This window comes from Neotamlana sargassicola (genome assembly GCF_020523965.1).
GTDB lineage: Bacteria > Bacteroidota > Bacteroidia > Flavobacteriales > Flavobacteriaceae > Neotamlana > Neotamlana sargassicola.
The window spans coordinates 261,486-279,859 of record NZ_JAJAPX010000002.1; the positions used below are offsets into that span (position 1 = coordinate 261,486).

The following is an 18,374-nucleotide window of genomic DNA, read 5'->3' on the forward strand; positions in this document are numbered from 1 at the left end:
TAATATTTCCGCTTTCGCGGAAATGAAAAAAGATAAATAATATGAAAAAAATAACAGTTATAGCCATTATGCTATTGGCCACGGTAACATTCGCACAAAGTAAAAACGAACAAGCTACCATTGAGGTAGATGGTGTGTGTATGATGTGCAAAAGCCGAATAGAAAAAGCTTGTTTAGCAACTAAAGGGGTAAAAAGTGCTAATTGGAATGTAGAAACCCACGAATTAAAATTGTATTACAACGCACAAAAAACCAATTTAGATTCTATTAAAACCAAAATAGCTTCTGCTGGTCACGATACTAAAGATATTAAAGCTACCGAAGAGCAATATTTATCGGTTCACCCATGTTGTAGGTATCGCGATAATGCTGTAAAAGAAGAGCATAACGAATAATAACTTTCGAGTTGATTTAACATTTTTTTGTGGTTAATAAGAGTTTTTAACCGTAGAAAAATTTAGCGTAAATTTTAGTTAAATTTTTGCCAACGAAAATATCACGAATTCAACTTATAGCTACTTTTATATCGTTCTTTTAAAGAAGAAAATTATGAAACAAGACAAAGCAAAAGGAAAAGCTATTTTACCAAAACAAGCGGTAAAAAAAGCTCCACAAGCTCCTGTTAAGAAGAAGTAGTTTGTGTTTTGGGTTAATGTAATTAACCTTGGAATTTAGAAAAATTAATGAGAGGCCACTTTTTATAAGTGGCCTTTATATTATTAAAAAACGCTTCCCAAAAAATTGAGAAGCGTTTTTTGTATTTAAATTTTTCGCTATGTTTTTCATACCGAATAAAAAGTAATATCTGCGTTTGAGTGAGCAAATACTTGTCTGCAGCGACTCCGCTGCCTACATCATACCTGGCATGCCACCGCCACCCATTGGAGGCATAGCAGGAGCATCTTCTTTAATATCAATTAAAGCACACTCGGTAGTTAAAATCATTCCAGAAACCGAAGCAGCATTCTCTAAAGCAATTCGTGTAACTTTTTTAGGATCAATAATACCAGCTTTAAGCATATCTACATACTCTTCAGATTTAGCGTCGTAACCAAAGTCTTTTTTACCTTCAAGTACTTTGTTAATAACAACAGAACCTTCGCCACCTGCATTTTCTACGATAGTGCGTAACGGCGCTTCAATAGCTTTATTTACAATTTGTACACCAGTAGTTTCATCTAAATTAACCGTTTCAAGTTTTGATAATACGGCTTTAGCTCTCACCAAAGCAACACCACCACCAGCAACAATACCTTCTTCTACAGCAGCACGAGTTGCGTGTAAAGCATCATCAACACGATCTTTCTTTTCCTTCATTTCAACTTCACTAGCAGCACCAACGTAAAGTACAGCAACACCACCAGCTAATTTAGCTAAACGCTCTTGTAGTTTTTCTTTATCGTAATCGCTAGTGGTGCTTTCAATTTGCGATTTAATTTGGTTAACACGCGCTTTAATAGCTTCGGCATCACCAGAACCATTTACAATAGTTGTGTTGTCTTTATCGATAGTTACTGTTTCGGCAGTTCCTAACATGCTTAAATCAGCATTTTCTAAAGTAAATCCTCTTTCTTCAGAAATTACAGTTCCACCAGTTAAAATAGCGATATCTTCAAGCATTGCTTTACGTCTGTCGCCAAAACCAGGAGCTTTTACAGCAGCAATTTTTAAACCACCACGCAATTTGTTAACCACTAAAGTAGCTAAGGCTTGTCCATCAACATCTTCAGCAACAATTAATAAAGGACGACCAGATTGTGCTACTGGCTCTAAAATTGGAAGAATTTCTTGTAAGTTAGAAATCTTTTTATCAAATAATAAAATGTACGGATTTTCTAAATCGGCAATCATTTTATCAGAATCTGTTACAAAGTAAGGCGATAAATATCCTCTATCGAACTGCATACCTTCAACAACATCTACATAAGTATCTAAACCTTTGGCTTCTTCAACAGTAATCACACCTTCTTTACCAACTTTAGAGAACGCTTGAGCGATTAATTCACCAATAGTATCGTCGTTGTTTGCAGAAATGGCCGCAACTTGTTTTATTTTTTCAGAAGAATTACCAACCTCTTGCGATTGGGCTTCAAGATCTTTAGTAATAGCCTCAACTGCTTTGTCTATACCACGTTTTAAATCCATTGGGTTAGCTCCAGAAGCTACGTTTTTTAAACCTTCTTTTACAATAGCTTGTGCTAAAACGGTAGCAGTTGTAGTACCATCACCAGCTAAATCGTTGGTTTTGCTGGCAACTTCTTTTACCATTTGCGCACCCATATTTTCGTGTGCGTCTTCTAATTCTATTTCTTTAGCAACAGATACACCATCTTTTGTAATGTGAGGCGCTCCAAAGCTTTTCGAAATAATTACGTTACGCCCTTTTGGGCCTAAAGTTACTTTTACAGCATTCGCTAATGCATCAACACCGCGTTTTAATCCGTCGCGTGCTTCTATATCAAATTTTATGTCTTTTGCCATGATTGAAAAGTATGTTTTTATCATTCCCGAGAATTCGGGAATCTTTTTTTATGTTAATGTAATTTAGTTTTATAGGTGTTTCGCTTTCGCGGAAACAGAAAAAGTTACAATTAAACTATTGCAAGTATATCGCTCTCACGCATAATTAAATAGTCGGTACCTTCAAGTTTTAACTCTGTTCCTGCATATTTGCCATATAAAACAGTGTCGCCAACTTTTACGGTAATAGGTTCGTCTTTAGTGCCAGGTCCGGCAGCAACAACAGTTCCTTTTTGTGGTTTTTCTTTAGCGTTATCTGGAATAATAATTCCTGAAGCCGTTTTAGTTTCAGCTGCAGCTGGTTCTATAAGAACACGGTCTGCTAATGGTTTAATGTTTAATGACATTGTGATATATTTTAAATTTTAAAATTAATATTTACGGTATAGGTTTAAGCTAAAAATGTGCCATAGCTAGGGAACTGACAAACTTTCAGAAAGCCTGCCGAAACTGGTACAAACAAAAAATGCCAACTGGAAAAGTTGGCATTTTTTAATGTGTTTTGTTTAATTTTATTCTTCAGTTTCACTTGCAGCATCATTTGTTGCTGCTGGAGCTGCTGGTGTAGGAAGTGGTTGCTCGATAGTTTCTCCAGCCTCTAAAGCTTTAGATTCTAAACTACCAGAACTTCTGTTTACAGCTACATTCGATAGTAAAATTAATGCTAAAAGTATGGTTGCTAATGTCCATGTACTTTTATCTAAAAAGTCGGTTGTTTTTTTAACGCCTCCTAATTGTTGTGTACCACCGCCACCAAACGACGACGATAAACCACCACCTTTAGGATTTTGTACCATAATTACAACGATAAGTAAAAATGCTACTACTATTATTAAGGCTAAAAATATTGTAAACGTACTCATTATGTTTTATTTATTTTGATCTCTTAATTGTTCTACTGCTTTAATTTGGTCTGCAAAGAAACCACTTTTTTCTGGATATTTCAAACTTAAAATTTTATAAGATTGAATGGCCTTTTTATAATTTTTTTGTTCTACATAAATACGCGCCAAAGTTTCTGTCATTAAAGCTTCGGGTTGTATCATTTGTTCTTTGGCTAAATTTCCTTTTTGTGTCGTGTCTTTTACAGGACTTATTTTTGGGCTTTGCTGAATAAACTTATCAATTAAATCGAACTTTTTTTGCTTTTCTAAGTCTTCCTCTGGTTCGTTATTATTAGGTTCTGGTGTTGCCAGTTTTGCAATTTTGGGTTGTTCGGTTGTGTTTTCGCGTTCTATGGGTTTAAAATGCGATATTTTTAACCATTCGTTGAACGAATGCTTTTCGGCTTTGTTAAATTGAAAAGGTTTTCCTAGGTTTAACAGGGCTTCAGGAGATTTATTAGCGTCGGAATTACTAATTAAAGTGGCTGCTTCAATCGCTTTTTTTTTATCAGAATGAGTTTCTGGAGCTTTTTTAATTTCTTTAGGTTGAAACAAATTCGGGTCTAAAGCACCATCGGTTTCTTCAATTTGCTTGTGTAAATTATCATCGATTAATGTGCTTCTGTTAACCGAAATATCTTCAGCATCAACAGCTATATCTTTTAACTGTGTTGTATTTTGTTTGATGAATTCTGAAATTTCATTCTGAATAAATGCTTCGGAAGTGATATAATCGAATAGTATACTTCTATCGGTAGTAAAAGCCGCTGTAGTTTTTAACTCTTGATTGTAATCGAAACTGTTTTGATCTTTCAACCCTTTTAAATAAACTGCGCGGGCCGGTTGAAAATAAGGGAATTCCGAAATAATTGATTTTACGGCATTGGCTTGCTCGGAAGTTAGTGCTTCCGGATGTTGCAGGATATATGTAAAATCGGTTTTATTCATTTGATGCACCAAATTTATTTAATTTATTTAAGATTGTAATAAAATCTTACCATTTGGCTAATGTGGCGTTAATAATATCTTGGGTTAAACGATCGAAAATTTCTTCGTGAGCTGTTGTTTTTAAGGTTCCTGTTAATTGTGCAGTAGCTGCATAATCGTAGAAAAATGTAAAGGTTTGTTCAACATCGTCTTCTTCGTTATTGGTGTTAAAAAACCGAACTCTAACACTTATGTTAAGCCTGTTTTGTGCTGCGGTGTTCGATGAGGTAGAGGTGGTTGGGGAAATACGATAATCGGTAATTTCGCCTTCAAAAATTAAATCGCCATTATTGTTTACCAAGGTATAATTGGTTTGGTCTTGAACTAAGTTTTCTAATGCTAATTTAAAATCACGAGTTAAACCTGGTTCTATAAGTAAGGCTGTATTTTCAAAGCTATTTACTTGAAAGGTGTCTGCTTCAATTGAACTAGGCTGTGTAAAGCCGTATTGTATTTTGCAGCTATTTAATGTTGAAATTAAAAGGCTAAATAAGATGATGTGTTTTATGCGTTTCATGTAAACTAAACTCAAAATTATAAATCGTATTGTTTAATCTTTCGGTATAATGTGCGTTCGCTAATACCAAGTTCGGCTGCAGCCAGTTTGCGTTTTCCGCTGTGACGTTCTAACGACTTTTTAATTAATTCAAGTTCTTTGTCTTGTAAAGATAAAGTTTCTTCTTCCTCAATTTCTTCGGCAAAATGATATTTATCGTTAACGGCTTCTTCAATAATTGGGGTTGAAGTGTGTTCTGGAATGCTTAAAAAGGTATTGTCGTTGCTGTGTTCTTCAAATTCTATATCGTCGTCTGTGTCGTTACCGTATATTTTTTGAATTAAGCTTTCGTTGTTTTTTTCGACATCTTTAGTATTACCATTTTTCATGAGTTCCATGGTAAGTTTTTTAAGGTCGTTGAGATCGCTTTTCATATCGAAAAGCACCTTGTAAAGTATTTCACGCTCGCTACTAAAGTCGCTTTCTGCTTTTGTTTGTTTTATAACTGCAGGTAAATTGTTTCCAGTTGTTGGTAAATAGTTGCGCAGAGTTTCGGCAGAAACGGTTCGGTTTTGTTCTAATACAGAAAGTTGTTCGGCAATGTTTCGTAATTGGCGAATGTTTCCGCTCCAGTGATATTTTACAAGTAATTGAACAGCGTTTTCAGAAAGTTTTACCGTTGGCATTTTATACTTTAATGCAAAGTCGCTAGCAAATTTTCTGAATAATAAATGGATGTCTTCTTGTCGCTCGCGCAATGGCGGAAGATTAATATCTACAGTGCTTAAACGATAAAATAAGTCTTCTCGAAATTTTTCTTTTTGTATAGCTTCAAACATATTTACGTTTGTAGCCGCAACAATACGTACGTTAGTTTTTTGTACTTTGCTAGAGCCTACTTTTAAAAACTCGCCATTTTCTAAAACACGAAGTAGGCGTACTTGTGTTGTTAGAGGTAATTCTCCAACTTCATCTAAAAAAATGGTTCCACCATCGGCCTCTTCAAAATAGCCACTACGTGTTTGAGTTGCTCCTGTAAATGCGCCTTTTTCGTGACCAAAAAGTTCGCTGTCTATTGTGCCTTCTGGTATAGCACCACAGTTAACAGCTATATATTTGTTGTGTTTGCGGTGCGATAATTGGTGTATTATTTTAGGAATACTTTCTTTACCAACCCCGCTTTCGCCAGTTACTAAAACCGATATATCTGTTGGTGCAACTTGTATAGCTTTTTCTATGGCACGGTTTAGTGCTGGCGTATTACCAATTATACCAAAACGTTGTTTTATTGCTTGAACAGATTCCATTTTTTCTATATTCAAAAGTCAAGATTTAAAGTAATCAAGACTTCAAATTTTATTTAATATTAATTATTTTCTGAATAGCCCACAGCTTCTCCAATTAAGGTAGCACTAGTGCAGCTATTAATTTTTACGTTTACAAAATCGCCTTCTTTATAATGTTCCTTAGGGAATACAGCTACTAAGTTTTCTGATGTTCTTCCAGACCATTCGGCATCCGATTTTTTTGATGATTTTTCAATTAAAACCTCTACAACTTTGCCAACGTTACTTTTCATTACGTCTTCGCTTAAATCGCGCTGTAGTTGCACAATTTCTGCTAATCTGCGTTTTTTTACAGCTTCCGGAATATCATCTTCTAGTTTTCTTTCGGCTAAAGTTCCAGGGCGTTCAGAATAAGCAAACATGTAACCGTAACTGTATTTTACGTATCGCATAAGCGAAAGTGTGTCTTGGTGATCTTCTTCTGTTTCGGTTGGGAAACCAGAAATCATATCTTGACTTATACCGCAATCTGGAATTAAACGACGAATGTTGTCAATAATATCAAAATATTCTTCGCGCGTGTGCAAGCGGTTCATGGCTTTTAAAATGCGATTGCTTCCACTTTGTACCGGTAAGTGAATGTAATTGCAAATGTTTTTATGCTTTGCCATGGTTTCAATAACATCTATAGTAAAATCTTGTGGGTTAGATGTTGAGAAACGAAAACGCATTTTAGGTTGTGCTATGGCACACATATCTAATAATTTGGCAAAATTAACTGCAGTAGCTTTTTGTATATCGCTGGCTTTATCAAAGTCTTTTTTAAGTCCGCCGCCGTACCATAAATAACTATCAACATTTTGGCCAAGAAGTGTAACTTCCTTGTAACCTTTATTAGCTAAGTCGTTAATTTCTTCAATAATACTTTGAGGGTCTCTACTGCGTTCACGACCACGAGTAAATGGCACAACACAAAATGTACACATATTATCGCAACCACGTGTAATAGATACAAAAGCAGTAATACCATTGCTGTTTAATCGAACAGGAGAAATATCGCCATAGGTTTCTTCTTTTGATAAGATAACGTTAATAGCATCTCTACCTTCATCAACTTCAGCTAAAAGGTTGGGTAAATCTTTGTAAGCATCGGGGCCAACCACTAAATCTACAATTTTTTCTTCTTCAAGAAATTTACTTTTAAGGCGTTCGGCCATACAACCTAAAACTCCAACTTTCATTTTAGGGTTGTGGTTACTTTTTATGGCGTTGTATTTTTCTAACCGTTTTCTAACGGTTTGTTCGGCTTTATCGCGAATAGAGCAGGTATTAACTAAAACCAAATCGGCTTCTTCAATGGTTTGTGTCGTGTTAAAACCTTGTTCAGATAGTATTGAAGCAACAATTTCACTGTCGCTAAAATTCATGGCACAACCATAGCTCTCAATAAAAAGTTTGCGTTTATTGCCTTCTTTTTGCTCAAGAATTAATGATTCTCCTTGTTTATTTTCGTCTATTGTCTTTTCCATAATTATTTGAAATATTTCATTTCAACAAGCATGCAAAGATATAATTTATTTATGGTTTGGTGACAAATTGGCAGTTAATTTTTCTTTTAAAGTATTTTAAAAATATTGTAGGTAAACACGCAACCATTTTAGGTTTTATTTATCTATGAAATATAGTGAGTGTTTAGTTAATAGAGAGTAAAAGAGCTTTTTTGCTTATTCAAAAAAATAAAAATGAAGAATAATTTAAAAATAACAATTTGGGTAATTACAGTTTTGTTGAGTTTAACAAATATGACCTGTGATGATAATATAAATGATGATGTCTCTGAGAATTGCGATAAAACTGTTGTGCTTGATGCGGAAATGTACGCGAATTTAGAAACTGATTTTTTTACCATATCAAATGTTAACATTATAGATGATTGCCTTAGTTTTAGTTTTAGCGCATCTGGGTGTAGTGGCGATTCTTGGGAGTTTAATTTAGTTGATTCTGAAGTTATTGCAGAATCGTCGCCTGAACAACGTTATTTAAAAATACAGCTAATAAATAATGAAGCTTGTCTTGCTGTTTTTACAAAGCAAGTAAGTTTTAGTTTAAAACCATTGCAAATTAATAACTCCCAAAAAGAGTTAATTTTAAACATAGAAGGCTTAGATGATACCTTAACTTACAAATATTAATTCTTTTAAAAATAACGGAATAGCTCGAGGCTTATTCTTTTTTGTATCTTTAAAATAAAAACCAATTACACTATGAAAACTAAATTTATAGGTTTAATTCTCACACTTTGTTTTGCATTTTCATGCGATAAAAAAGACGATTTTGAAATAGTTCAAGTCGCTACGCCATTAGTAATGAGTAAAGCCGATTTTAGGAGTTCGGTTGAAGTTTCTGCTCCACAAACTATACAAGAAGTTGGGAAAATTTATGCTTATCAAGATTTTATTTTTATTGGGGATGTTGAAGGTATTCATGTTATCGATAATACAAACCCGGAAACACCAGTTACAATAAAGTTTATAAAAATTCCTGGAAACGAAGATATTTCGGTAAAAGACGATTATTTATACGCCGATAGTGCTACAGATTTGTTAGTTTTTGATATTTCTAATATTAGCGATGAGGTAAAATTAATAGAAAGGTTAGAAGATGTATTTAGTGTGTACGATTACCACATGCCTATCGAAGCAGATGAGGCTGATTATAGTAGATTTAATTACGAAGATGAGATTATTGTAGGTTGGACTGTAACTGCAGAACGAAGAAAAAAACGTGACGACGAACGATTTGTAGATTTTATTGTAGATGTGGCGGCAATTGAATCTACGACAGGAACTGGAGGTTCTTTGGCGCGTTTTCAAATTGTAGATAATTATTTATATACCGTTGGTTCTTACGAAATGGCAATTTTTAATATTTCTAATTTATCAGAACCCGTTTTAGCTAATACGCAATATGCTGGCTGGAATATTGAAACCATGTTTCAAGCCGATAATTATTTGTATTTGGGAAGCACAAATGGTATGTATATTTATAATTTAAATAATCCGGCAACGCCAGAATATGTCTCAGAGTTTATACATTGGGAAGGTTGCGATCCTGTAGTTGTAGATGGAGACTATGCTTATTTAACTTTACGTGGAGGTAATGCTTGCGGACAATTAGAAAGTGTTTTAGAAGTAATTGATGTTAGTGACAAAACCAATCCAACCTTGGCATCGCGCTACACTTTAGAGAACCCTTACGGTTTAGGGATTAAAGGAGATATGCTTTTTGTTTGCGATGGCACCGCTGGACTAAAATTAATTAATAAAGAAAATCCGTTAGATTTAAGTATGATAAAAGATTACGACGACATACAGTTGAAAGATATAATCCCGTTGCAAAATTCTTTATTAATGATTGGAGGGAATGTATTACATCAATACGAATACCTTGAAAATGACATAAAACCAATAAGTTCTTACAGTTTAAATTAATTTCGTAATTAATTCAATATTAAAGCCCTGCCATTCGGTAGGGTTTTTTATTTATGATATTCATAAAAAAACGATTACATTTAAAAAATAAAACCTTCAAACCATATTTATGAATACCGTAAATAATATTTCAAAACACATAAAAGAAGCCAGATTACTCGATTTTGGCGATATTTTTAACAAATCAATTGAACTTTTTAAAAAAACTTGGGTGCAAGGGTTGTTACTTCAGGTGTTTTCTTTAATTGTTATGCTGCCAATAATCCTTATGTTTTATGTGCCATTTATTGGTATGATAATGGAGCAGCAGCGAAGTGGTTATGCAGATCCAGAAGCTATGGATAACTTTTTTGGAAGCATGTCTGTGTTGTATATTATCGTTGTAGGATTGGGTGTTATTGTTTTAGGTGTTATTACAACGGCATTAAATGCTGCGTTTTATCGAATTATGAAAAAAATAGATTATGGCGAATCTGTTTTTACGCAAGATTTTTTCTATTTCGTAAAAGGAAAATATCTAGCAAAAGTATTTATATTAATGCTCATTGCTGTATTAATATTGGTGCCATCAGCTTTACTGTGTTATTTGCCTTTGTTTTATTTTGCAGTGCCTGTTATGTTTGTTTTTACCATTTTTGCTTTTAATGAAGATTTATCGGTTGGAGAAATACTTTCGTTAGCTTTTAAATTAGGAAATAAAAAGTGGGGTATAACATTAGGTTTGTTAATTATGTCTTATATCGGTATTACCATTGCAACTTTTATAACCTGTGGTATTGGTGGTATTTTTGTGCAATCGTTTTTGTTTCATCCCATATATATAATTTACAAAGAAGTAGTTGGTTTTGATCAAACTAGTGCAATCGACGAAATAGGAACAATTTAAAATTAAATAATTTACTTAAAAAATTAACAGCCTGTGTTTAAGATGTTAAATACAGGCTATTTTGCTTTAAATTATTTAATGAAAGACCATAAAATTAGGATGTTAAATTTTTTTTAGCATAAATTTGTAGCTCAAAACACGAAGTATGGCGAAGAATTTAGTGATAGTTGAGTCACCAGCAAAAGCAAAAACCATTGAAAAATTTCTTGGTAAAGATTTTAAAGTAGAATCTAGTTTTGGGCATATTGCCGATTTACCAAGTAAAGAATTAGGGGTAGATGTTGAAGGTGATTTTAATCCCAAATACGAAGTTTCTAAAGATAAAAAAGCAGTTGTTAAAAAACTTAAAGACTTAGCAAAAAAAGCCGAAATGGTTTGGTTAGCAAGTGATGAGGATCGCGAGGGAGAAGCTATTGCGTGGCATTTAGCCGAAACGCTTAAGCTTGATAAAGAGAAAACTAAACGTATTGTATTTCATGAAATTACAAAAACAGCCATATTAAAAGCTATTGAAAACCCAAGAGGAATAGATTATGATTTGGTTGATGCACAACAAGCACGTCGTGTTTTAGATAGAATTGTAGGTTACGAGCTTTCGCCAGTATTATGGAGAAAAGTAAAAGGCGGTTTATCTGCAGGTCGTGTACAATCGGTTTCTGTGCGATTAATTGTTGAGAAGGAACGTGAAATTGCAGATTTTAAACCTGAAGCCTCATACAGAATTGATGCTGAATTTTCAAATGAAGACGGACAAACATTTAAAGCAAAGCTTCCTAAGAATTTTAAAACTAAAAAAGAAGCTCTAGCGTTTTTAGAAAAAAATGCTGCTGCAAACTTTAAAGTAGCCGATTTAACAAAAAAACCAGCAAAAAAATCACCAGCAGCACCATTTACAACATCAACTTTACAGCAGGAAGCATCACGTAAACTATATTTTTCGGTAAGTAAAACCATGACGATGGCACAACGTCTATACGAAGCGGGTTTAATTACTTACATGAGAACCGATAGTGTAAATTTATCTGACGAGGCAAGAAAAGGTGCCGAGGCCGAAATTAAAAAAGCCTATGGCGACGAATATAGCAATCCTAGAAATTATGTAGGCAAAGCAAAAGGGGCACAAGAAGCTCACGAAGCTATTCGTCCAACAAACTTTGCAACGCACAGTGTAAATATAGATAGAGATCAAGCAAGGCTTTACGATTTAATATGGAAACGAGCTATAGCATCGCAAATGAGTGAAGCTAATTTAGAGCGTACCAACGTAAAAATTGAAGCCGACACACATGAAGAAACATTTACAGCAAATGGTGAGGTTATTACTTTCGATGGTTTCTTAAAAGTATATTTAGAAGGAACCGATGATGAAGATACCGAGCAAGATGGCATGTTGCCAGCAATGAAGGTTAATGAAACTTTATTAAATAGCTACATTACCGCAACCGAGCGTTATACGCGTCCGCCAGCACGATATACTGAAGCCTCTTTAGTTAAAAAGTTGGAAGAATTAGGTATTGGTCGTCCGTCTACATACGCGCCAACAATATCAACTATTCAAAACAGAAATTATATTGAAAAAGGTACTATTGATGGTGTAGAGCGTGAATATTCACAATTAACACTTCAAGAAGGAAATATAAAAGATGTAACCTTAACCGAAAAAGTAGGTTCAGATAAAGGAAAATTAGTGCCAACCGATATTGGAATGATTGTAACCGATTTCCTAGTTAATCATTTCGATGCTATTCTCGATTATAATTTTACAGCGAAAGTTGAAGAAGATTTTGATGATATTGCTGAAGGAAAAGAGGATTGGCAAAAAATGATGAAATCGTTTTATAAAGATTTTCATCCAGTTGTTGAAGATGTAAAAGAAAACGCCGATAGAGAATCTGGTGAGCGTATTTTAGGGAAAGATCCTAAAACCGGAAAGCAAGTAAGTGTGCGTTTAGGTAAATTTGGACCAATGGTGCAAATAGGTACGGTTGATGATGAAGAAAAACCACAATTTGCAAGCCTAAGTCCAGACCAACAATTAAATACCATAACCTATGAAGAGGCGATGGATTTATTTCAACTTCCAAAAAATTTAGGTGAGTTTGAAGGCGAAACGGTTGAAGTAAATAATGGTCGTTTCGGGCCATACGTGAAATTTGGAAAAGCTTATGTGTCGTTGCCTAAAGGAACAGATCCGTTAAGCGTTGAATTAGATGATGCTATTGTTTTAATAAAAGAAAAGCAAAAAGCTGATGCGCCAATTTATCATTATCAAGATTTGCCAGTACAAAAAGGAAAAGGGCGTTTTGGGCCATATATTAAATGGAACAACATGTTTATTAACGTAAACAAAAAATACGATTGGGATAATTTGTCCGATGATGATATTGTAACCCTTATCGAAGATAAAATTCAAAAAGAAAAAGATAAACTTATTCATTCTTGGGAAGATGGCGCTATTCGTGTTGAAAAAGCACGTTGGGGAAGGCATAATGTAATTCAAGGAAAAACTAAAGTAGAGTTAGCAAAAACCGTTGATGTAAGCGAAATGACTTTAGAGGAAGCAAAAGCTATTATTGAAGCTAATGCTCCAAAGAAAAAAACAAGAAAAAAAGCAACCAAAAAGAAGTAGCTTAGGTTTTTGTTGCACTATTTTTAGTGGTTTATGTAATTCGTGTATTTTTTTTCAATAATCTATAAGAAAATTCATTTATTCTTTTAATATTTGTGATAATCAAGATGTAAAAAATAATCACTTATATTTTTAATGGATTTTAGTTTTTTATCCCCAGTACCAGATGCTGTTCTAGCTCATAACGAGTTACTTTCGGAGCAGGCTTTAGGCAAAAAAATTAAAATTCACTCAGCTCAAAACGGCGTACCAAATTTAGAAGGCGTAAAAGTGGCTATTCTAGGTGTTTTAGAAAATCGCAACGATATTAATTATATTGGAGAGTCTTTTCAGTTAAACGAAATCCGTAAAGCATTTTACAGTTTATTTCCAGGTAGTTGGCAAGTATCAATTGCCGATTTAGGTGATATTAATATAGGTGAGAGTGTAAGCGATACTTATTTTGCGCTTAAAGAATCTGTAATTACCTTAATTAAAGCAAACGTAATTCCTGTTATTTTAGGAGGTTCGCAAGATTTAACATATGCTAATTACCGTGCTTACGACGATTTGTTGCCTATGGTTAATGTTGTAAACGTAGATGCTAAGTTTAATTTAGGTGATTCTAGCAAGCCAATAAAAAACAACAGTTTTGTGGGGAAAATTATTCTAGATAAACCCTACAATTTGTTTAATTACACTACGGTGGGTTATCAAACTTATTTTAATCCACAAGAGGAGATAGATTTAATGGAGAGTTTGTATTTTGAATATTATCGACTTGGTGAAATTTCAAATAACATAACTCTGGCAGAACCAGTTATGCGAGACGCTAATATTGTTTCGGTAGATATGTCTTCAATAAAAAGTTCCGATGTAAGTTTAAAGCAAAAATATTCTCCTAACGGATTCGATGGAAAAGAAATTTGTGCCATTACCCGTTATGCAGGCATAAGTAATAAAGTAAGTTCCTTTGGAATTTATGAGTATAAACCTTCAAAGGACGACGAAGTTACTTCCATGCTAATAGCGCAAATGATTTGGTATTTTGTCGAGGGTGTAAATTACCGTGTAAACGACGACGATTTTTCCAACGAAAATAATTTCCAAAAATTTATAACTTTAACAGAGTCAGAGGAATTAGTGTTTTATAAAAGTAATAAAACAGGTAGATGGTGGATAGAAATTCCTTTTTTGGCAAATGTTAATAATAAATTAAAAAGACACACGTTATTACCATGCATGCATCAAGATTATGTCGATGCGTGTAATAATAAAGTGCCAGAACGCTGGTATAAAGCAATACAAAAGAATAGCGTATAGCGGGCAAAACAGCCTAAGCGCTTATTTAATCGGTAAAATGTAAATTTTATACGATGAAACGTAAATTTTTTAGATAAAAAGTTGCTTTTTAAAAAATATATAAATATGTTTACGCTCTCAAATAAGAAGCTAAAATAATTAACCTCGAGTTTTCTATGGATATGAAGAAGTTTATTTTATTAACCGCAGTAATAACAATGCTAGTAAGTTGTGGCTCTAATGATAGAGGCGAGCTAGTTGGTGTTAAAGGAAAAAAATGGCATCCTGAAAAGCCATACGGAATGGAACTAATTCCTGGAGGCGCATTTATTATGGGTAAAGCAGACGACGATCTTGCTGGTGTTCATGACGCCCCTTCAAAAACTGTAACTGTTAGAGCCTTCTATATGGATGCAACAGAAATTACAAATAGCGAGTATCGCCAATTTGTGAACTGGGTAAGAGATTCAATTCTTAGATATAAACTGGCAGTGCTAGCAGACGAGGTAGGTAAATTACCAGAAGATGGCGGTATTGGTGAATTTGCATTTAAAGATGCCGATACAGCAAATATGTCTGTTTACGAAAAATATATGTTCGAAAATTATACCGGTTTAGGACCAACTGGTTTCGAGGGTAGAAAAATTAACCGAGATATAGATTTAATTTTTGATACCACAGATTATCCAGATGAATATTATGCCGAGGTTATGGATACGATGTATTTACCTTTAGAAGAATCTTACAACGGGCAACGTACTTGGGATGTTAAGAAATTTAAATTCCAATACAGTTATATGGATATTCAAGAAGCTGCAAGAAAGCGAGGTATAAAACGTAAAGAAGCAATCAAGAAAGAAGAGATCGAAATTTATCCAGATACTACAGTTTGGATTAGAGATTTTGCCTATTCTTATAATGAGCCAATGCACAACGATTATTTCTGGCACGATGCCTATGGTGAATATCCAGTGGTTGGTGTTACTTGGATGCAAGCTAAAGCTTTTTGTGAATGGCGTACAATTAATAAAAATGCATATCAAAAATCTAAAAAAGGAGCAGCGTTTGTAAATTCTTTTAGATTACCTTCTGAAGCAGAGTGGGAATATGCTGCACGAGGTGGTTTGCAAGCAGCAACTTATCCTTGGGGAGGGCCTTATACAAAAAGCGACAGAGGTTGTTTTATGGCAAACTTTAAGCCTGTAAGAGGCGATTATGCTGCCGACCAAGCATTGTATACGGTTGAGGCTAAGTCGTACGAACCAAATGATTATAATTTGTATAATATGGCTGGTAACGTATCAGAATGGATCAATGCATCTTACGATGCTGCAGCGTACCAATATACGTCAACAATTAACCCAAGTGTAAACGATAAAAACAATAAACGTAAAATTGTTAGAGGTGGTTCATGGAAAGACGTGGCTTACTTTTTACAAGTTAGTTCGCGAGATTACGAATACCAAGACTCTGCAAGAAGCTACATTGGCTTTAGAACTGTTCAAGATTATATGGGGACAAACGTAACACAGTAACGGTTCAATATTGAAAGTTTTTTAATCAATTCAATAATTATAAATAACTATTAACCTACTAAGTATTAACCTACTTAAACATTAAAATCGAAAATTATGGCAAAGTCAAAAGCAAGCAAAAAGTTCATGAATATGGCTTACGGATTAGGAGCAGCAGTTGTAATCCTGGGTGCATTATTCAAAATTACTCATATCGAGTTTGGCCCTTTAACCGGTAACGTACTTTTAACTATTGGTCTAGTGTCAGAAGCAATTATCTTTGCTTTATCGGCATTCGAACCAGTTGATGATGAATTAGATTGGTCTTTGGTTTACCCAGAATTAGCTGGTGGTGAAAAAGCTGTAAGAGAAAACAGTGATGCCGAAGGAATCTTATCTAAAAAACTAGATAGTCTTTTAAAAGAAGCTAAAATTGATGGTGAATTAATTGCTAGCCTTGGAGATAGTATTAAAAACTTTGAAGGAGCAGCCAGAAACATGGGTTCTACTGTAGATTCTGTTGCAGCAACTAAAAAATACGGTGAGGAATTATCTTTAGCTGCAGCCCAAATGGAATCGTTAAACAGCCTTTACAAAGTACAATTAGAGAGCATTAACAAGCAAGCTGCTATTAACGAGGAGTCTGTTGAGAATGCTGCTAAAGTTAAAGAGCAAATGCAGTCGTTGGCATCTAACTTATCATCGTTAAACGGTGTTTATGGAGGTATGCTTTCTGCTATGAACAAAAGTTAATTAGAAGGTTAATTTTTAATCCCAAATCACATAATTAATTAACCAAAAAACCTAATTTAAAATGGCAGGAGGAAATTTAACCCCAAGACAGAAAATGATTAATTTGATGTATTTAATCTTCATTGCGATGTTAGCATTAAATATGTCTAAAGAAGTACTGTCAGCTTTCGGATTGATGAACGAAAAGTTGGTAGAATCAAACGAAGCAACCGAAGCCAGAAATGCGAGCTTTGTTGCTAGTTTAGAGCAAAAGGCTTCAGAACAACCAGATAAATATTTGCCTTTAAAGGCTAAAGCCGATCAAATTGATAAGCTTGCTCATGAATTTGATGGTTTTCTTACAGATTTAAAAAGTAAGATGGTAGCTACTGTTGATAATCCTAAGGATTACGAAGTAATGGATAAAGGCGATTACTTAGATGAGCATTTATTTAAAGGTGATAAGCTTACAGAAGAAGGAAAAGAATTTTTAGATCATATGAATTCCTTCAGAGAAGGTGTTGTAGAGGTTTTAAAATCTGAACCAGGTATGGAATCGGTTGTTAAAGAAGTGGAAAAAAAGTTTAATACCGACGATGTAACAAATAGAGATGGTATTGAAATTGATTGGTTAGATTACCACTACAAAGGTTTTCCACTTGTAGCATCTTTAACTAAAATGACACAGCTACAGGCTGATATTAAAACTACTGAAAGCGAAGTGTTATCTGGTATGTTACAAGGTACATTAGCAAGCGAGGTTTCTATGACGAACTATACCACTTTAATGGAAACTTCAAAATCGGCTTACTTTAACGGTGAGCAGTTCGATGGACAAATTGTATTAGGACGTAAGGATGCTTCTACAAAACCAAATAGAGTTGAATTAACTTTAGATGGTAGAGCATTGAGCGAAAACCAATATGCCATAGAAGATGGTAAAGTAAAATTAAAAATAGGAACCGGTAGTGTTGGAGAACACAAAATTGAAGGTAAGCTTATTTTTGGTGAAGGTGGAGAGGAAATTGAAGTTCCTGTAAATTCGTCATTCGCTACCGTAGCAAAGCCTAATGCTGCTACCATTTCTGCAGATAAAATGAATGTAGTTTACCGTGGTGTTAAAAACCCAATGACTATATCTTTTGCAGGTGTTCCAGCAAATAAAGTATCTGTAAATGCACCTGGATTATCATCGGTTGGTAACGGAAAGTATATTATGGATGTTACTAAAGTAAAAGGACGTGAAGTTACTATTAACGTAAACGGTGTTTTACCAGATGGTTCTAAAGTAAGTGATAATGCTACGTTTAGAATTAAAAACATACCAAAACCAACAGGAACATTAATTGGTAAGCCTGGTAATACAGGTAGTTTAAAATTACCAAGACGTAATGTAGAAATTGGAGTTGTTGGTGCTTTGTTAGAGGATTTCGATTTCGATTTACCAATAGAAGTAAAGTCTTTTAGTGTAAAAGTTCCAGGACAACCAACGGTAACTGTATCAGGTCAAAAATTTAATGCGGCTGCAAAATCTGCTCTTAAAAAAGCAAAGCGTGGTGATGTAGTTCAAATCCTTGATATTAAGGCAAGAATTAAAGGTAACTCAACTTATATTTTACCTCCGGTATCATCGGTTGCTGTTGAATTAACCAATTAATTTATTTTTAA

The 18,374-nt window shown here is 34.2% G+C and carries 16 protein-coding genes; 9 read left to right on the forward strand and 7 right to left on the reverse strand.

What is annotated here, in order from left to right:
• Positions 1–41: 41 nt before the first annotated feature.
• Positions 42–395, forward strand: coding sequence for a heavy-metal-associated domain-containing protein (locus tag LG651_RS06010; protein ID WP_226695230.1), 354 nt, complete (start codon positions 42–44; stop codon positions 393–395).
• Between the two features lie 454 nt (positions 396–849).
• On the opposite strand, the gene groL is transcribed toward LG651_RS06010, so the two are convergent.
• From groL to miaB, 7 genes are all read right to left on the reverse strand, one after another.
• Positions 850–2,481 carry a chaperonin GroEL gene (groL, locus tag LG651_RS06015; protein WP_226695231.1) on the reverse strand — a complete coding sequence of 544 codons (1,632 nt, stop codon included), beginning with the start codon at positions 2,479–2,481 and terminating at the stop codon, positions 850–852.
• Between the two features lie 110 nt (positions 2,482–2,591).
• Positions 2,592–2,867, reverse strand: coding sequence for a co-chaperone GroES (locus tag LG651_RS06020; RefSeq protein WP_044631148.1), 276 nt, complete (start codon positions 2,865–2,867; stop codon positions 2,592–2,594).
• A gap of 165 nt (positions 2,868–3,032) precedes the next feature.
• On the reverse strand, positions 3,033–3,383 hold the full coding sequence (gene secG, locus LG651_RS06025; protein ID WP_226695232.1) for a preprotein translocase subunit SecG: 351 nt from the start codon (positions 3,381–3,383) through the stop codon (positions 3,033–3,035).
• A 6-nt stretch (positions 3,384–3,389) separates the two neighbouring features.
• Positions 3,390–4,352, reverse strand: a complete 963-nt coding sequence (locus LG651_RS06030) for a hypothetical protein (protein ID WP_226695233.1) — start codon at positions 4,350–4,352, stop codon at positions 3,390–3,392.
• A gap of 46 nt (positions 4,353–4,398) precedes the next feature.
• Positions 4,399–4,923 carry an LPS assembly lipoprotein LptE gene (gene lptE / locus LG651_RS06035; RefSeq protein ID WP_317197711.1) on the reverse strand — a complete coding sequence of 175 codons (525 nt, stop codon included), beginning with the start codon at positions 4,921–4,923 and terminating at the stop codon, positions 4,399–4,401.
• Positions 4,924–4,925: 2 nt separating this feature from the next.
• Entirely contained in the window at positions 4,926–6,194 is a 1,269-nt protein-coding gene (locus LG651_RS06040) for a sigma-54 interaction domain-containing protein (RefSeq protein ID WP_226695603.1), read from the reverse strand.
• Between the two features lie 59 nt (positions 6,195–6,253).
• Positions 6,254–7,702, reverse strand: a complete 1,449-nt coding sequence (miaB, locus tag LG651_RS06045) for a tRNA (N6-isopentenyl adenosine(37)-C2)-methylthiotransferase MiaB (RefSeq protein WP_226695234.1) — start codon at positions 7,700–7,702, stop codon at positions 6,254–6,256.
• A gap of 213 nt (positions 7,703–7,915) precedes the next feature.
• Here miaB and LG651_RS06050 point away from each other — a divergent pair, with 213 nt between their 5' ends.
• From LG651_RS06050 to porM, 8 genes are all read left to right on the forward strand, one after another.
• Positions 7,916–8,365, forward strand: coding sequence for a hypothetical protein (locus LG651_RS06050; RefSeq protein WP_226695235.1), 450 nt, complete (start codon positions 7,916–7,918; stop codon positions 8,363–8,365).
• 72 nt (positions 8,366–8,437) lie between these two features.
• Positions 8,438–9,664: an LVIVD repeat-containing protein gene (locus tag LG651_RS06055; RefSeq protein ID WP_226695236.1), complete on the forward strand. Its 1,227-nt coding sequence runs from the start codon at positions 8,438–8,440 to the stop codon at positions 9,662–9,664.
• A gap of 109 nt (positions 9,665–9,773) precedes the next feature.
• Positions 9,774–10,550: a hypothetical protein gene (locus LG651_RS06060; RefSeq protein WP_226695237.1), complete on the forward strand. Its 777-nt coding sequence runs from the start codon at positions 9,774–9,776 to the stop codon at positions 10,548–10,550.
• 145 nt (positions 10,551–10,695) lie between these two features.
• The gene (gene topA / locus LG651_RS06065) at positions 10,696–13,179 is read left to right on the forward strand and encodes a type I DNA topoisomerase (RefSeq protein WP_226695238.1); all 2,484 of its coding nucleotides are present in this window, start codon (positions 10,696–10,698) and stop codon (positions 13,177–13,179) included.
• 135 nt (positions 13,180–13,314) lie between these two features.
• Positions 13,315–14,481, forward strand: a complete 1,167-nt coding sequence (locus LG651_RS06070) for a formimidoylglutamase (protein ID WP_226695239.1) — start codon at positions 13,315–13,317, stop codon at positions 14,479–14,481.
• Positions 14,482–14,642: 161 nt separating this feature from the next.
• Complete coding sequence (porK, locus tag LG651_RS06075) at positions 14,643–15,995, forward strand: T9SS ring complex lipoprotein PorK/GldK (protein ID WP_226695240.1); 1,353 nt, start codon at positions 14,643–14,645, stop codon at positions 15,993–15,995.
• Between the two features lie 96 nt (positions 15,996–16,091).
• Entirely contained in the window at positions 16,092–16,727 is a 636-nt protein-coding gene (porL, locus tag LG651_RS06080; RefSeq protein WP_226695241.1) for a type IX secretion system motor protein PorL/GldL, read from the forward strand.
• Positions 16,728–16,788: 61 nt separating this feature from the next.
• Positions 16,789–18,363, forward strand: a complete 1,575-nt coding sequence (porM, locus tag LG651_RS06085) for a type IX secretion system motor protein PorM/GldM (protein ID WP_226695242.1) — start codon at positions 16,789–16,791, stop codon at positions 18,361–18,363.
• Positions 18,364–18,374 lie beyond the last annotated feature (11 nt).

Bases quoted from the DNA above. Each gene is read 5' to 3' on its own strand.
- LG651_RS06050 (WP_226695235.1), top strand. From the start codon at position 7,916: ATGAAGAATAATTTAAAAATAACAATTTGGGTAATTACAGTTTTGTTG.
- LG651_RS06060 (WP_226695237.1), top strand. From the start codon at position 9,774: ATGAATACCGTAAATAATATTTCAAAACACATAAAAGAAGCCAGATTA.
- LG651_RS06020 (WP_044631148.1), bottom strand. From the start codon at position 2,867: ATGTCATTAAACATTAAACCATTAGCAGACCGTGTTCTTATAGAACCA.
- secG (WP_226695232.1), bottom strand. From the start codon at position 3,383: ATGAGTACGTTTACAATATTTTTAGCCTTAATAATAGTAGTAGCATTT.
- groL (WP_226695231.1), bottom strand. From the start codon at position 2,481: ATGGCAAAAGACATAAAATTTGATATAGAAGCACGCGACGGATTAAAA.
- porL (WP_226695241.1), top strand. From the start codon at position 16,092: ATGGCAAAGTCAAAAGCAAGCAAAAAGTTCATGAATATGGCTTACGGA.
- porM (WP_226695242.1), top strand. From the start codon at position 16,789: ATGGCAGGAGGAAATTTAACCCCAAGACAGAAAATGATTAATTTGATG.
- LG651_RS06055 (WP_226695236.1), top strand. From the start codon at position 8,438: ATGAAAACTAAATTTATAGGTTTAATTCTCACACTTTGTTTTGCATTT.
- LG651_RS06030 (WP_226695233.1), bottom strand. From the start codon at position 4,352: ATGAATAAAACCGATTTTACATATATCCTGCAACATCCGGAAGCACTA.
- porK (WP_226695240.1), top strand. From the start codon at position 14,643: ATGAAGAAGTTTATTTTATTAACCGCAGTAATAACAATGCTAGTAAGT.
- LG651_RS06040 (WP_226695603.1), bottom strand. From the start codon at position 6,194: ATGGAATCTGTTCAAGCAATAAAACAACGTTTTGGTATAATTGGTAAT.
- miaB (WP_226695234.1), bottom strand. From the start codon at position 7,702: ATGGAAAAGACAATAGACGAAAATAAACAAGGAGAATCATTAATTCTT.
- LG651_RS06070 (WP_226695239.1), top strand. From the start codon at position 13,315: ATGGATTTTAGTTTTTTATCCCCAGTACCAGATGCTGTTCTAGCTCAT.
- LG651_RS06010 (WP_226695230.1), top strand. From the start codon at position 42: ATGAAAAAAATAACAGTTATAGCCATTATGCTATTGGCCACGGTAACA.
- topA (WP_226695238.1), top strand. From the start codon at position 10,696: ATGGCGAAGAATTTAGTGATAGTTGAGTCACCAGCAAAAGCAAAAACC.